Origin of the sequence: Pseudomonas sp. P179 (assembly GCF_000478485.2) — a bacterium.
GTDB lineage: Bacteria > Pseudomonadota > Gammaproteobacteria > Pseudomonadales > Pseudomonadaceae > Pseudomonas > Pseudomonas aeruginosa.
Map to the genome: position 1 here is coordinate 5,522,150 of NZ_KI517354.1, position 14,156 is coordinate 5,536,305.

A 14,156-nucleotide genomic window follows, 5' to 3' on the forward strand; every position below is an offset into this window, starting at 1 on the left:
TCTGGCCATATCGATCCCTTTTTGGCCGCCGCCGCCGTTTTGCCGCGACCGCGCGCTGGGCAGAATCCCTCCACCAAGAACAAGAAACCTGCGAGGTCTCTCCATGCTGAGCGTCTACAGCGACGATCATCGTCTGCACTTCGGCCAGTCGGAACTGGTCGACGGCAAGCTGCAACCCTGTTTCGAAATGCCCAGCCGGGCCGACACCGTGCTGGCCCGGGTGAAGTCGCAGAACCTTGGCGAGGTGATCGCGCCGAAGGATTTCGGCCGCGAGCCGCTGCTGCGCATCCACGACGCCGCCTACCTGGACTTCCTCCAGGGCGCCTGGGCCCGCTGGACCGCCGAAGGCCACAGCGGCGACCTGGTGTCCACCACCTTCCCCGGCCGCCGCCTGCGCCGCGACGGGCCGATCCCCACGGCGCTGATGGGCGAGCTGGGCTACTACAGCTTCGACACCGAGGCGCCGATCACCGCCGGCACCTGGCAGGCCATCTACAGCTCCGCCCAGGTCGCGCTGACCGCCCAGGAGCATATGCGCCAGGGCGCCCGCAGCGCCTTCGCCCTCTGCCGTCCGCCGGGCCATCACGCCGGTGGCGACTTCATGGGCGGCTACTGCTTCCTCAACAATGCCGCCATCGCCACCCAGGCGTTCCTCGACCAGGGTGCCCGGCGCGTGGCGATCCTTGATGTCGACTATCACCATGGCAACGGCACCCAGGACATTTTCTACCGCCGCGACGATGTTCTGTTCGCCTCGATCCATGGCGATCCGCGGGTCGAATACCCGTACTTCCTCGGCTACGCAGACGAGCGCGGCGAAGGCGCCGGCGAGGGCTGCAACCACAACTATCCGCTGGCCCATGGCAGCGGCTGGGACCTCTGGTCGGCGGCGCTCGACGACGCATGCGTGCGGATCGCCGGCTACGCCCCGGATGCCCTGGTGATTTCCCTTGGCGTGGACACCTACAAGGAGGACCCGATCTCCCAGTTCAGGCTGGATTCGCCGGACTACCTGCGGATGGGCGAGCGCATCGCCCGGCTGGGCCTGCCGACCCTGTTCATCATGGAAGGCGGCTATGCGGTGGAAGCCATCGGCATCAACGCGGTCAACGTGCTGCAGGGCTACGAAGGCGCGGCCCGCTGAGGAGCGAAGCATGCAATCGACTCGCAAGCTGCTGGCCGGCCTCGCGCTGGCCGTTTCCGCCGGGCTGGTCCAGGCCGCGCCGGAAGTACGGATCTACAACTGGTTCGACTACATCGCCCCGGACACCCTGAAGAACTTCCAGGCGCAGACCGGCATCGCGCCGAAGTACGACGTCTACGACAGCAACGAGGTGCTGGAGGCCAAGCTGCTGTCCGGGCATTCCGGCTACGACCTGGTGGTGCCCAGCGACAGCTTCCTGCCTAACTACCTGAAGGCCGAGGTGTTCCAGCCGCTGGACAAGAGCAAGCTGCCGAACTGGAAGAACCTCAATCCGGCCCTGCTCAAGGTGCTCGCCGGCAAGGACCCCGGCAACCGCTACGTGATGCCCTACATGTGGGGCACCAACGGCATCGCCTACAACCTCGACAAGGTCCGCGCGGTGCTCGGCGACGATGCGCCGCTGGACTCCTGGGACCTGGTGTTCAAGCCGGAGAACCTGGCGAAGCTGCAACAGTGCGGCGTGGCCTTCCTCGACTCGCCCACCGAGGTGATCCCCGAGGTGCTGCACTATCTCGGCCTGTCGCCCAACAGCCACCAACCGGAAGACTACCGCCGAGCCGAGGAGCACCTGGCGAAGCTGCGCCCGTACATCACCTACTTCAGTTCCTCGAAGTTCGTCAGCGACCTGGCCAACGGCAACGTCTGCGTGGCCATCGCCTGGTCCGGCGGAGCGATGCAGGCGGCCAACCGGGCCAGGGAAGCGAAGAACGGCATACGCATCGAGTACCGCATCCCGAAGGAGGGCGCCGCGGCCTGGTTCGACGTGCTGGCGATCCCGCGCGACGCGAAGAACGTCGAGCAGGCGCACGCCTTCCTCGACTATCTGCTGCGCCCGGAGGTGGTGGCGCCGATCTCCGACTACGTGGCCTACGCCAACCCGAACAAGGCGGCGGACGGCTTGATCTCGGCGGAGTTGCGCGACAACCCGAACGTCTACCCGCCGGAAGAAGTGCAGGCCAGGCTGTATTCGGTGGAGATGCTGCCGCCGAAGCTGGAGCGACTGCGCACGCGGACCTGGAGCAAGATCAAGACCGGCAAATGAGCGGCCGCGGCCAGATGGCGGGTTCGCAGGACGCATAGCGCCACAGGCGCTATGCGTCACGCCCCGCAGGCCAGGCGAGCGGGCCGGAACCGCCGCCCACGGCCCGCTGGAGGTCGCTTCCAGGCTTCGACCGGGCGCGCCGGCTTGTCCATAATGGCGCTGCCCGACGGTCGCCGCTGGCGGCCGCTTCCTTCCATGCCTGCCTGTGAGTCCGCCATGCGTAAGTCCGCCGATGCCTTCGCCTTCCAGACGATGCTGTTGCTCTGCGTGATCTGGGGCATCCAGCAGGTGACCATCAAGTGGGCGGCGACGGACATCGCGCCGGTGATGCAGGCGGCCATCCGTTCCGGCATCGCCGCCGCCCTGGTCGGCCTGCTGATGTGCTGGCGCGGCGGCTGGGAGGGCTTGCGCCAGGGCACCCTGGGCGCCGGCCTGCTGACCGGCACGCTGTTCGCCCTGGAGTTCCTGTTCATCGCCCTCGGCCTGCAATACACCACGGCTTCGCACATGTCGGTGTTCCTCTATACCGCGCCGATCTTCTCTGCCCTCGGGCTGCACTTCCTGCTTCCCAGCGAACGCCTGCGGCCCTTGCAGTGGCTGGGCGTGGCGGTGTGCTTCAGCGGCATCGCGGTGGCCTTCGGCGGAGGCCTGTCGTGGGCGGAAATGGATGGGCGGATGCTGCTCGGTGACGCCTTCGGCCTGCTCGCCGGGATGTCCTGGGGCGCGACCACGGTGGCAGTGCGCGGCACCCGGCTGTCCGAGGCACCGCCAAGCCTGACGCTGTTCTACCAATTGTTCGTGGCATGCGCCGGGTTATTGCTGATCGCTCTTTTCAGCGGCCAGCTCGGCGAGGTCCGCTGGACCCCGGTGAGCACCGCCAGCGTGCTGTTCCAGGGCGTGGTGGTGTCGTTCGCCAGCTACTTCTGCTGGTTCTGGTTGCTGCGTCGCTACCTGGCGAACAACCTGGCGATCTTCTCCTTCATGACCCCCCTGTTCGGCGTCACCTTCGGCGTATTGCTGCTGGGCGAGCCGCTCAGCCTGAACTTCGTCGCCGGCGCGGCGCTGGTCCTCGCCGGCATCACCCTGGTCAGCGGCGAGCAGTGGCTGCGACGCCTGCTGCGACGCTGAGCGAGTGCGGCCGGCGCAACAGCAGGCCGGCGAAGACCAGGCCGAGCCCGGCGAGCGCCAGCGCCGGTTGCAGGCCGCCGGCGAAATGCGTGCTGAGCGCCGCCAGCAGCGGGCCGAGCAACTGGCCGAGGGCGAAACCGGTGGTCAGTTGGCCGGCGTTGCGCTGCGGCGTATGCGGCGCCAGTTCGCGGGCGTATTGCATCACCAGTTGCATGCCGGCGAGGAACGGCAGGCCGGTCAGCACTACCCCCAGGGCCAGCCCGCCGATCCCCGGCAGCAGGCAGGCGAGCACGCCGAGGGCCTGTAGCCAGAGCGCGCCGACCAGCCAGCGGCGGGTGCCGTCCGGGCGCTGCCGGCGCAGGCTGATCAGCACTACCCCGGTGGCCGAGGCCAGGCCGAAGCAGGGCCAGAACAGGTCGGCCTGCCATTGCCCGTGGAAACGCGCCGCGGCCATCTGCGAGAGAAAGGTGGCCGGGATGATGTAGCCGAGGCCGACCAGTCCGTAGGCCCAGGTCAGGCGGCCGAGGCCGGCGTTCTCGCTTGCCGTGGCAGGCGCGTCGTGGCCGGCGCTGCGTGCGGCCGGGCGCGGCAGCAGCGGCAGGAGCATGAGGATCAGGACCAGCGCGAGGTCGGCGAAGAGCTTCCAGATGAACACCGAGTCCTGGCCCAGGGCGTTGCCCAATGCCGCCAGCAGGCCGGTGACCATCACCCCGATGCCGGGGCCGGCGAACACCAGCGCGCCCAGCCGGGCCCGACCGCTTTCCGCGGCGAGGCGCTGGCTGAGGGCGGTGACCATGATCAGTACCCAGGCGCTGGCCACGCCAAGACCGAAGCGCAGCAGCGCGTGCGGCCAGAAGCCCTCGGCCCAGACCGAGGCCAGGGTCAGGCCGAAGCAGGCCCATAGCCCGACCAGCAGGCGTAAGCGCGCCTGCCGCGCTTCGCGGGCGAACAGCGCGTCCAGCGCGCCGACCAGGTAGCCGAGGTAGTTGGCGGCGGCCAGCAGGCCGGCGCCGGTCAGGTCGAGCTGGCCTTCGCGGATCAGGTGCGGCAGTTGCGGGGTCAGGGAGAAGCGCCCGACCCCCATGGCGACCACCAGTGCCAGCAGGCAGGCGAGCAGGCCGACCAGCGGCGAACGAAGAAAATCACGGGACATGTGCGGATTCCTGCCGGGGGATGAATGGCAGCAGGTTAGGTCTTGCGGCAATTCTGTAAAAATGAATAATCGTGAATTACTTGTTCTGTTTTGGAGAATTAGTCGTGGAGTTCGGCCAGTTGAGGATTTTCCAGGCGGTCGCCGAGGAAGGCTCCATCGCCCGCGCCGCCGAACGCCTGCACCGGGTGCCGTCGAACCTGTCGACGCGCCTGCGGCAACTGGAGGAACAGCTTGGCGTCGACCTGTTCCTCCGCGAACGCCAGCGCCTGCAACTGTCGCCGGCCGGCAAGGTCCTGCTGGACTACGCCGCGCGGCTGTTCGCCCTGCAGGAGGAGGCGCGCGCGGCGGTGCAGGGGGGCGAACCGGTGGGCGACTTCGCCCTCGGCTCGATGTACAGCACCGCGGCGATCCACCTGCCGCCGCGCCTGGCGGAATACCACCGGCGCTATCCGGCGGTGAACCTGCAATTGCAGACCGCGCCCAGCGGCGAGCTGGTCGAGTCGCTGCTGGGCGGGCGCCTGGATGCCGTGCTGGTGGACGGCCCGCTGGACTTCGACGGTCTGGAGGGCCTGCCGATGTTCGAGGAGCGCATGGTGCTGGTCACCGAGAATGGCCACCCGCCGGTGCGCGGTCCCGAGGATGTGGCCGGCAGCGCGGTGATCGCCTTCCGCCCGCGCTGCTCCTATCGCCTGCTGCTGGAGTCCTGGTTCGCCAGCGCGCGGGTGAGCATGGGCCGGGTGATGGAGATCGAGTCCTACCACAGCATGCTGGCCTGCGTGGTGGCCGGCGGCGGGGTGGCGCTGATGCCGGTGTCGATGCTGCAAAGCCTGCCGGGGCGGGAGTCGGTGGCGGTGCATGCGCTGGCCGAACCGTTCGCCCGGGCGAATACCTGGCTGGTCTGGCGCAAGGGCATGGTCGGCGCCAACCTGAAGGCCTGGATCGGTCTCCTGCAAGGGCGGGAATCGGCGTTGGCTTGATTCAGGTCAGGGTCCGGGGCCGGTTTCCCGCAGTAAAGTTGTTTCCAAGGACGGAGTGGAACGTGCGGAGAGTGGGACGCCGGTCTACTCTTTCCTAGGGCGACCTGACTTGTCAGGTCGCCCGATTCTCCTTCCCTTGGACAAGGGGCCTGTCATGAAACTCTGGCTGCAAAACCTGGCGTGGCAACTCGGTGTCGCCCTTGGCCTGATCGAGCCCCCGCGCATGCAACCCATCCCGGTGGAAAACGACGAGCAACGCCGGCGCCTCGCCGCGCGGCAACGTCGCTGAGCCGGTTCCCCGACGCTCTGGCCTCCGCCTGCGGCGCTGGCCAGAGTCCCGGTTTTGGTCTATCGATCGTGGTTCCTGAACCAGGCGACGATCATTTCCCTCAAACGCTCCCCGGAAAAGCTCGCGAAATGCCCGCCATGCACGGTGCGCACCGGTAGCTCGCGCAGGCGCGCGAGGCTGGAGGCATAGTCGTCGAGGTTGGAATGATAGGCGTCCTCAACCAGCGGACCGTCGTAGACGATGTCGCCGGAAAACAGCGTCTGTGTCGCCGCTTCCCACAGGCTGATGCCGCCCGGCGAGTGCCCGGGCGTGTGCAGCACCTGCAGCACGCGGTCGCCGAGATCGAGCACGTCGCCTTCGTCGATCAGTCGGGTCGCCGGCGCTGCTCGCACCCGGTATTCGGCGTAGCACAGCGGGCACTCCGGATGCGCCTCGAACATCTCGTCGCCGACATAGGCGCGCGCCAGGGTGTTGTCGCCGTCCGGCGCGGCGAGGATCTCCGCCTCGGCCGGATGCGCCAGGCGCTCGGCGAATTCGTGGTGGCCGGCGATATGGTCGAAGTGGGTGTGGCTGGCCACCGCCAGCAGCGGTCGTTCGGTGAGCCAGGGCAGTTGCTCGCGCAGGCTGACCAGACCGGAGCCGCTGTCCACCAGCACGTCGCGCTCGCGGCCCTGGACATGCCACATGTTGCAGCGATAGAAGGGGCGCACGTAGGGCTCGTGGATCAGGCTGATACCGTTGTAGAAGTGCCGGGTTTCGAACCAGCGGTCGCGGCTGACGATTCTCATCGCGGTCTCTGTCGGTGGAAAGGCTATCCCAGAAGGATAGGCGTTCAGGGTATGACCTTGCCCGGGTTGAACAGCCCGCTGGGGTCGAGCAGTTCCTTGATCTGCGCCATCAGCGCGAGCTTCAGCGGATCGGCGTAGCGTCCCAGGGCTTCCTTCTTCTCCAGGCCGATGCCGTGCTCGGCGGAGATCACGCCAGCGCATTCGCCCAACTCGCCGTAGAGGATTTCCTCCACCGCCTGGTGCAGCGGCAGCAGCGGGACGTCGGCGGCGAGCATGACGTGCAGGTTGCCGTCGAGGAAATGGCCGAAGAGGAAGACCTGCATGCCCTTCACCAGGTCGTCCAGGCGCCGCCGGATGCGCTCGACGTAGCCGGCCAGGGCCGGCACCGGCAGCGATACGTCGAAGGACAGGCTGTCGACGCCGGCGTGGATGGCTGCGTCGGAGTCTTCGCGCAGGCGCCAGATGGCCAGGCGCTGGGTTTCGTTGGCGGCGAGCAGGGCGTCTTCCACCAGCCCGTCCTCGAAGCAGTCTTCCAGCAGGGCGGTGAGCGCCTCGCCGGCATCCAGGTGGCGGTCCTCGGCCAGTTCCACCAGCAGGTAGAGAGGGCAGGGCGCCAGGCTCGGCGCGCTGTCGCCCATGGGTGCGGCGGTGCATTGCAGGTAGTCGTGCCAGAGGATCTCGCAGGCGAACAGGCGTTCGGCGTGCTCGCGGCGCAGGCGCGCGGCGATGGTGATCGCCGCGTCGACGTCGGGCAGGCCGAGCAGGGCGGTGGCGCCGGGACGCTGCAACGGCTCCAGGCGCAGTACCGCACGGGTGACGATGCCGAGGGTGCCTTCGGCGCCGACGAACAACTGCTTGAGGTCGTAGCCGGTGGTGTTCTTCAGCAGCCCGCGCAGGTCGCTGTAGACGCTGCCGTCGGCGAGTACCGCTTCCAGGCCGAGCACGCGCTGGCGCATGGTGCCGAAGCGGAAGGCGCGGATGCCGCCGGCGTTGGTCGCGACCAGCCCGCCGATGCTGGCGCTGCCGCGCGCGGCGAGATCGATGCCGGGGTCGAGTCCGGCCTCGGCGGCCAGCGCCTGGGCCTGTTCGAGGGTGACGCCGGCGTCGAGGTCGAGGGTCTGGCTGGCCGCATCCAGCCGATGTATGCGGTTCAGCCTGCGCAGCGAGAGCAGCACGTCGCCGGCTTGCGCGGCGCCGCCGCCGACCAGGCCGGTGAGTCCGCCCTGGGGTACCAGGGCGCGTCCCGCCTGGCGGCACAGACGCACCACGGCGGCGACCTGGTCGGTGCTTTCCGGCAGGACCAGGAAGCTTCCGGCGAGGTTCTGCGGATGGTAGCCGGGGTCCTGCCCGGCGAGCGCGGCACTGTCGCGCACGCCACGGGCGCCGAGGATCTCGCAGAGGGAGCGGTAGAGTTCGGAATCGTCCATGGCGGGCTCCGGGTCAGGGATGGAAGGGCGCGGCTTGCAGCACCTCGACGATCAGCGGACGGTCCGCCGGGGCGCCGCGCAGCAGTTCGCGCAGGTGTTCGAGATCGCGCGCGCGTTCGGCGGCGCAGCCGAAGCCGCGGGCGATGGCGAGGAAGTCCGGGGTGTAGATATCGACCCCGAGCGGAGTGATCTCGCGCCGCTCCATGTAGCGCTTGATCTCGCCATAGCCGTGGTTGTTCCACAGCAGCACGACGATGCCGACCTTGGCTTCCACCGCGCTGGCCAGTTCCGGCAGGGTGAACTGCAGGCCGCCATCGCCCATCAGGCTGACCACCGGGCGTCCCGGCTCACCGAGCTTGGCGCCGATGGCGGCGGGCAGGCCATAGCCGAGGGTGCCGTAGCCGGTGGAGGCGTTGAACCAGCGGCGCGGCTCGTCGAGATCGACCAGGTGGTTGCCGCTGTAGACGGTCTGGGTCGAGTCGCCGACGAAGCGGGCGTCCGGCCACTCGGCGAGGATCGCGGCGAACAGCTGGCGATAGTGCGACCAGCCGGCGAAGTCTTCGGCCAGGCGCTGGCGCACGGCGGCGGCGCGCCGGGCCCCGGGGCTGTCCGGCGAGGCCTCGCCGCCCGGCAGTTCGGCCAGCAGCACGCGCATGGCCAGCCGGGCGTCGCTGTGGATGGCCAGGCTCGGCGTGTAGTTGCGCATCAGTTGCTGCGGGTCGATGTCGATGCGGATCAACTCGCCATCGAGGGCGAAGCCGCCGTCGAACACCACGTCGTAGTCGGTTTCGCCCAGCTCGGTGCCGATGGCCAGCACCACGTCGGCCTCGGCGGCCAGCTCGCGTACCGGCACGCAGGACTGGTTGCTGCCCAGCAGCAGCGGGTGGTCGGCCGGTAGCAGGCCCTTGGCGTTGATCGTCAGGGCGGTCGGCGCGTCCAGCGCGGCGGCCAGGGCACGCGCTTCGGCGGCGGCCTCGACGCAGCCGCCGCCGAGCAGCAGCAGTGGCTTCTTCGCGTTGCGCAGGCGCGCCGCGGCCTCGCGCAAGGGCGCGAGGGCCGGCGCCGGGCGGCTGGCGACGGTGCGTGGGCGCAGGGCCAGGTGTTCGGCGGGCGCGGTGATGACGTCGAGCGGCAGCTCGATGTGCACCGGCCGCGGCCGCTCGCTGTCGAACACGGCGAAGGCGCGGGCGAGCACCGCCGGCAGCTCCTCGGCGCTCATCAGGGTATGGCTGAAGGCGCAGACGTTGCCTACCAGGTTGCGCTGGTTCGGCAGCTCGTGCAGGTAGCCGTTGCCGTGGGCCAGGCGCGCGCGTTCGTTGACGCTGGAGATCACCAGCATCGGAATCGAGTCGGCGTAGGCCTGGGCCATGGCGGTGAGGATGTTGGTCATCCCCGGGCCGGTGATGATGAAGCACACGCCGGGCTTGCCGGTGACCCGTGCGTAGCCGTCCGCCATGAAGCCGGCGCCCTGCTCGTGGCGCGGGGTGACATGGCGGATACGGCTGCCGGGCAGGCCGCGATAGAGCTCTACGGTATGCACGCCGGGGATGCCGAAGACGGTCTCGACGCCCCAGGCTTCGAGTTGCTTGACGAGGAATTCGCCGCAGGTGGTCATGGCCGTTCCTTTTTCATGTTCTCGGGAATGGAAAAGGCGAGGGAAAGTCCCTCGCCTGTCGGGGTTGTGCCTGGTTCAGGCGGCGCTGGCGACACCCGTCGGGCGCCGCGAGAACAGGCTGACCAGGACGAAGCTGAGCAGGCCGACCGCCAGGCTGTAGTAGATCGGCGTATTGGCGTCGAGGCCGTCCTTGATCATGAACACCAGCACGGTAAGGAAGCCCAGGGTCATGCTGGTGATGGCGCCGGCGGTGGTGGCGCGCTTCCAGTAGATCGCGCCGATCAGCGGGATCAGCATGCCGCCTACCAGCAGGTTGTAGGCCACGGTCAGGGCGCTGATCACGTCGCTGACCACCAGGGCGATGCCGAGCACTACCAGGCCCAGCAGCAGGGTCGCGATGCGGTTCTCGTGCACGTCGCCGTTGTCGGACTGGCCGCGGCCGCGGCGCAGGCGCGGCAGCAGGTCCTGGGTGACGGTGGTGGACGCCGCCAGCAGGCCGGCGCTGGCGGTGGACATCAGCGCCGCCAGGGCGGCGGCGATGACCAGGCCGCGGATGCCGTTCGGCAGGCTGTGCTCGACCACACTGGCGAAGGCGTTGTTGACGTTCTCCAGGTCCGGCAGCAGGACCTTGGCGGCCATCCCGATCAGCGCCCCGGCCATGCCGTAGAGCACGCAGTAGATACCGGCGGCGGAGCCGGCGACCTTGGCCACGGTCTCGCTGCGGGCGGTGAACACCCGCTGCCAGATGTCCTGGCCGATGAAGATGCCGAAGAAGTAGATCAGGAAGTAGGTGACGATGGTGTCCCAGCCGATCGCGGTGAAGTCGAAGTAGCTGGCCGGCAGCTTGGCTACCAGGGCGTCCCAGCCGCCGGCGTCGTTGATCGACAGCGGCATCAGCAGGAACACCAGGCCGACGGTCATGATCAGGAACTGCACGATGTCGGTCAGGGTCAGCGACCACATGCCGCCGATGGTGGAGTAGAGCACCACGACGCCGCCGCCGATCAGGATCGAGACCCAGAACGGCAGGCCGAACAGGACCTGCATGACGGTGCCGATGGCGATGGTCGAGGTGGCGCCGATCATCAGTGCGTAGACCAGCATGATCAGGGCGCTGGCGTGGCGCGCGGCGGGGTTGTAGCGACGCTCCAGGACCTGGGTGACGGTGTAGATCTTCAGCTTCAGCAGCGGCTTGGCCAGGAACAGGCTGAGGCCGACGATGCCGAGGCCGATCGCGCCGCACAGCCAGAAGCCGGAGATGCCATGGACGTAGCCCAGGCGCACGGTGCCGATGGTGGAGGCGCCGCCGAGGACGGTGGCGGCCATGGTTCCCAGGTAGAAGCCGGGGCCGAGGTTGCGGCCGGCCACCAGGTAGTCGTCGCGGGTCTTGGCGCGGCGCATGCCGTACCAGCCCAGCGCGATCATGCCCGCGGCGTAGATCAGAACGACGAATATGTCGAGGGCCATATCAGGTCTCCCAAGTTTCTCATTGTCATTGTTGTATCCGGCGAGGCGCCGGAAGCGCGGGACGCTGGCGTCCCGCCGTGTGTGTCCCCCACCTCAGGCGGTGGCTATCGCCGGTGCCCTCCGCGTGCCGTGCGCGCGCACCCAGCGCGGTCCTCGCGGGCCATAGACGCAAGGCGGTTCCGGGAACAGGCGCAGCAGTGCCAGGTAGAGCAGGGCGGCCAGGCCGAGGGCGACCGGCAGGCTGAGGTCGATGCCGCCGGCCAGTTCGCCGAGCGGACCGACGAATTGCCCCGGCAGGTTGACGAAGGCCAGGCCGGCTGCCGCGCTGGGAATCCAGGCACCCATTCCGCGCCAGTTCCAGCCGTGCTCGAACCAGTAGGCGCCGCCGCGCTGGCCGCGGGTGAACACCTGCAGGTCGTCCGGGCGGTAGAAGCCGCGACGGGTCAGCAGGCCGATCAGCATGATCACCATCCACGGGGTGGTGCAGGTGACGATCAGCACGGCGAAGGTAGAGACGCTCTGCACCAGGTTGAAGGCGAAGCGGCCGACGAAGATGAAGCCGATCGAGGCGACCCCGATCAGCACCGTGGCCTGCACCCGCGAGAGCAGGCGCGGGAACACGCTGGACATGTCCAGCCCGGTGCCGTACAGCGAAGTGGTGCCGGTGGACATGCCGCCGATCACCGCGATCAGGCATACCGGCAGGAAGAACCAGCCGGGAGCGATGGCCAGCAGGCCGCCGACGTAGTTGTTGGCAGCGATGTAGTCCGGCGCGCGGACGGCGACGATGGTCGCGGTGGCGAGGCCGAACAGGAAGGGAACCAGGGTCGCCAGCTGCGCGCCGATCACCGCCAGCATGATCCGTGCCTGCGAGGTCTGGCGCGGGATGTAGCGGGCCCAGTCGCCCAGGAAGGCGCCGAAGGAGATCGGGTTGCTCATGGCCAGCAGGGTGGCGCCGATGAAGGCGGCCCAGAAGCCCGGCTGGCCGAGTTGCACGCTGCCGGCGTAGGCGGCGTCGAAGGGGCCGGCGAAGGCGAACAGGCCGAGCAGGAACAGCAGGCTGGCGGCCCACACGGCGATCCTGTTGACCAGCAGCATGAAGCGGAAGCCGTAGATGCATACGGTCAGCACCAGCACGGCGAACAGGCCGTAGGCCAGGCCCAGGTTCAGTTCGCTCTCTTCCAGGCCGACCAGGCGCCGGGCGCCGCCGACCAGGGCATCGCCGGAACTCCACACCGAGAGCGAGAAGAAGGCGATGGCGGTCAGCAGCGAGAGGAAGGAGCCGACGATGCGCCCGTGCACGCCGAAGTGCGCGCCGGAGGAGACCGCGTTGTTGGTGCCGTTGAGCGGGCCGAACAGGCCCATCGGGGCGAGGATCAGCGCGCCCAGCGTGACGCCCAGCAGGATCGCCCACAGCCCGGCCTGGAAGGACAGCCCGAAGAGCACCGGAAAGCTGCCGAGCACGGCGGTGGCGAAGGTATTGGCGCCGCCGAAGATCATGCGGAACAGATCGACCGGCGTGGCGTTGCGTTCGTGGTCGGGAATCTGTTCGACCCCGAAGGTTTCGATGCGTGTGATTGCGTGTTGGTTATTGTTGTTATCCATGACGTTCTCCCGGGAGAGCTAGCTAGTCGATGGCAGGTACTCCGGCATCGCCGACAAGTGCTCATGGCAGGCCAGCCAACGGCCTTCTTGTTGTTCTAGGCGGAACAGGATGGTTTCCCGTTCCCGGTTCAGGCTTTCCGTTCCCTGGAGGCGCAGCCGGGTGGCGACATCGTGGCTGAAGATCGCCAGGTCGCCTTGCAGGCTGACGCAGGTATTGCTGGATTCGCACGCCAGCACTTCGAAGCCGTCCTCGCGTCGCCAGCGCTCCCACAACTCGCGGTAGGCCGCGCGCGAGCGCAGCGGCTGAGGCCAGTTGTGGAAGATGAAGCTGGCGTCCTCGCTGAAGGCGGCGAAATAGGCCTCGGCATCGTTGCGGGCGAAGGCCGCCACCAGTCGGCGGGCGGCCTCCAGCACCTGTTCGACGCGGTCGTCGGTCATGGTCGCGCTACGGCTCAGCGACGCACCACGCCCGGGAGGACGCAGAGCATTTCATAGAGCAGGTTGGCGCCCAGCAACGAAGTGTTGCCGGTGGTGTCGTAGGGCGGCGAGACTTCGACCAGGTCGCAGCCGATCAGGTCCAGGCCCTGGCAGCCGCGGATGATTTCCATCGCCTGGATGGTGGTCAGGCCGCCGATTTCCGGGGTGCCGGTGCCGGGCGCCCAGGCCGGGTCGATGCCGTCGATGTCGAAGCTCAGGTAGACGGGGCCGCCGCCGACCTTCTCGCGGACCTCGGCCATCAGCGGCTCCAGCGACTTGTGCCAGCACTCCTCGGCCTGCACCACGCGGAAGCCCTGCTTGCGGCTCCAGTTGAAGTCCTCGGCGGTGTAGCCCTGGGCGCGCAGGCCGATCTGCACAACACGGTCGCAATCCAGCAGGTCTTCTTCCACCGCGCGGCGGAAGGTGGTGCCGTGGGCGATCTTCTCGCCGAACATGTGGTCGTTGACGTCGGCGTGGGCGTCGACGTGGACCAGGCCGACCTTGCCGTGCTTCTTCTTGATCGCGCGGAGGATCGGCAGGGTGATGGTGTGGTCGCCGCCGAGGGTCAGCGGGAGGATGCCGTGACCGAGGATGCGGTCGTATTCCTGCTCGATGATGCGCACGGCTTCCAGCAGGTTGAAGGTGTTGATCGCGACGTCGCCGATGTCCGCCACGTTCAGCGAGTCGAAGGGGGCGGCGCCGGTGGCCATGTTGTAGGGACGGATCATCACCGATTCGGCGCGGATCTCGCGGGGGCCGAAGCGGGTACCGGAGCGCAGGGAGGTGCCGATGTCGAGGGGCACGCCGACGAAGGCGGCATCGAGGGCGTCGAGTTCGGCGGGGGACTGGACATGGGGCAGGCGCATCATGGTGGCGATGCCGCCGAAGCGGGGCATTTCATTGCCGCCCAGGGGCTGGTGGAGATTCTTGTCCACGGGGTGGCCTCACGGTCGTTGTGGTTGTTTTAGGGGTCGGATGGATTCT

The 14,156-nt window shown here is 68.4% G+C and carries 13 protein-coding genes; 5 read left to right on the top strand and 8 right to left on the bottom strand.

Annotated features, from left to right (window positions below):
• The first annotated feature begins 103 nt into the window (after positions 1-103).
• The 3 genes from aphA to HMPREF1224_RS37760 all read left to right on the top strand — a co-directional run bounded on the left by aphA (position 104) and on the right by HMPREF1224_RS37760 (position 3,374).
• On the top strand, positions 104-1,144 hold the full coding sequence (gene aphA, locus HMPREF1224_RS37750; RefSeq protein ID WP_003105417.1) for an acetylpolyamine amidohydrolase AphA: 1,041 nt from the start codon (positions 104-106) through the stop codon (positions 1,142-1,144).
• Positions 1,145-1,154: 10 nt separating this feature from the next.
• The gene (locus HMPREF1224_RS37755) at positions 1,155-2,246 is read left to right on the top strand and encodes an extracellular solute-binding protein (protein WP_003082943.1); all 1,092 of its coding nucleotides are present in this window, start codon (positions 1,155-1,157) and stop codon (positions 2,244-2,246) included.
• 216 nt (positions 2,247-2,462) lie between these two features.
• A complete protein-coding gene (locus tag HMPREF1224_RS37760; RefSeq protein WP_003105419.1) occupies positions 2,463-3,374 on the top strand; it encodes a DMT family transporter in 912 nt (303 codons plus the stop codon).
• On the opposite strand, the gene HMPREF1224_RS37765 is transcribed toward HMPREF1224_RS37760, so the two are convergent.
• A complete protein-coding gene (locus HMPREF1224_RS37765) occupies positions 3,334-4,527 on the bottom strand; it encodes an MFS transporter (protein ID WP_003105421.1) in 1,194 nt (397 codons plus the stop codon). The genes HMPREF1224_RS37760 and HMPREF1224_RS37765 overlap by 41 nt on opposite strands.
• Positions 4,528-4,631: 104 nt before the next feature.
• Between HMPREF1224_RS37765 and HMPREF1224_RS37770 the strand changes: the two genes are divergently transcribed.
• Both HMPREF1224_RS37770 and HMPREF1224_RS46005 read left to right on the top strand, forming a co-directional pair.
• On the top strand, positions 4,632-5,504 hold the full coding sequence (locus HMPREF1224_RS37770; protein WP_003082949.1) for a putrescine utilization regulator PtrR: 873 nt from the start codon (positions 4,632-4,634) through the stop codon (positions 5,502-5,504).
• Between the two features lie 154 nt (positions 5,505-5,658).
• Positions 5,659-5,793 (top strand): PA1414 family protein, encoded by a 135-nt coding sequence (locus HMPREF1224_RS46005; RefSeq protein ID WP_003087006.1) that lies wholly within the window; start codon positions 5,659-5,661, stop codon positions 5,791-5,793.
• Positions 5,794-5,852: 59 nt separating this feature from the next.
• Here HMPREF1224_RS46005 and HMPREF1224_RS37775 read toward each other — a convergent pair whose 3' ends face one another.
• The 7 genes from HMPREF1224_RS37775 to speB all read right to left on the bottom strand — a co-directional run bounded on the left by HMPREF1224_RS37775 (position 5,853) and on the right by speB (position 14,107).
• A complete protein-coding gene (locus tag HMPREF1224_RS37775) occupies positions 5,853-6,581 on the bottom strand; it encodes an MBL fold metallo-hydrolase (protein WP_003118669.1) in 729 nt (242 codons plus the stop codon).
• Between the two features lie 44 nt (positions 6,582-6,625).
• Complete coding sequence (locus HMPREF1224_RS37780) at positions 6,626-8,008, bottom strand: FAD-binding oxidoreductase (protein WP_003082956.1); 1,383 nt, start codon at positions 8,006-8,008, stop codon at positions 6,626-6,628.
• Between the two features lie 13 nt (positions 8,009-8,021).
• Positions 8,022-9,623 (bottom strand): 5-guanidino-2-oxopentanoate decarboxylase, encoded by a 1,602-nt coding sequence (locus tag HMPREF1224_RS37785; protein ID WP_003122953.1) that lies wholly within the window; start codon positions 9,621-9,623, stop codon positions 8,022-8,024.
• 75 nt (positions 9,624-9,698) lie between these two features.
• Positions 9,699-11,090, bottom strand: a complete 1,392-nt coding sequence (locus HMPREF1224_RS37790; protein ID WP_003100479.1) for a sodium:solute symporter family protein — start codon at positions 11,088-11,090, stop codon at positions 9,699-9,701.
• 93 nt (positions 11,091-11,183) lie between these two features.
• Positions 11,184-12,695 carry a purine-cytosine permease family protein gene (locus HMPREF1224_RS37795; RefSeq protein WP_003112429.1) on the bottom strand — a complete coding sequence of 504 codons (1,512 nt, stop codon included), beginning with the start codon at positions 12,693-12,695 and terminating at the stop codon, positions 11,184-11,186.
• Between the two features lie 18 nt (positions 12,696-12,713).
• Positions 12,714-13,133 (bottom strand): YybH family protein, encoded by a 420-nt coding sequence (locus HMPREF1224_RS37800; RefSeq protein WP_003109911.1) that lies wholly within the window; start codon positions 13,131-13,133, stop codon positions 12,714-12,716.
• 14 nt (positions 13,134-13,147) lie between these two features.
• Positions 13,148-14,107 carry an agmatinase gene (speB, locus tag HMPREF1224_RS37805; protein WP_003082966.1) on the bottom strand — a complete coding sequence of 320 codons (960 nt, stop codon included), beginning with the start codon at positions 14,105-14,107 and terminating at the stop codon, positions 13,148-13,150.
• Positions 14,108-14,156: the final 49 nt, after the last annotated feature.